This is a genomic window from Dietzia sp. IBK-p2-15D (assembly GCF_057773105.1).
The window spans coordinates 1-542 of the sequence record NZ_JBYMTK010000030.1; the positions used below are offsets into that span (position 1 = coordinate 1).

Annotated in this window: 1 protein-coding gene; it reads left to right on the plus strand. The window is 38.7% G+C overall.

What is annotated here, in order from left to right:
• Positions 1-280: 280 nt before the first annotated feature.
• Positions 281-508 (plus strand): PspC domain-containing protein, encoded by a 228-nt coding sequence (locus tag AC3DEV_RS16705; protein WP_488372817.1) that lies wholly within the window; start codon positions 281-283, stop codon positions 506-508.
• The last annotated feature ends 34 nt before the right edge of the window (positions 509-542 follow it).

Here is a 542-nt window from a genome sequence, read left to right on the forward strand (position 1 = left end):
CAGCACGCTAAGCGGGCTGGTTTTGAGGTTGTGGTGGAGCGAAAGGACGTCATATACAAGCTTTGAAATCACTACATTTGCCTCGTTGCGGTTCGATAAAATAACATTCGTCGTATATTAAATACGCCTTATGTTATTTTTCTCCCACGCCTCGCAACTGTAGCAATTTCAAAACTTTCTTGTAGGCCTGAAAAACTCTTTATGTGTGGTAATTTTTTGAGCCTTCAGACTTGTAACTACTTTGATTTAAAAGCTTTTAAGAAAAAGGTATACTATAACTATGAAAAAAAGACTTGAAAAAGATCAGGAGAATGTAGTGGTAAGTGGAGTCGTTTCTGGTTTGGCTAAATACTTCGAGCAAGACCCACGATTGTTTCGTATTTTTGCCATTATTTTCTTAATATTCACCGGCTTCTTTCCTGGTGTCTTAATTTATTTTGTTGCCAGGCTTATGATGCCTAGATCAGTCTCTGATCATCAAGATGTTGAATACGAAGTGGTCGAGTAGTATGAGCGTTAACCAGCGAAGAGCGAGGTCATTG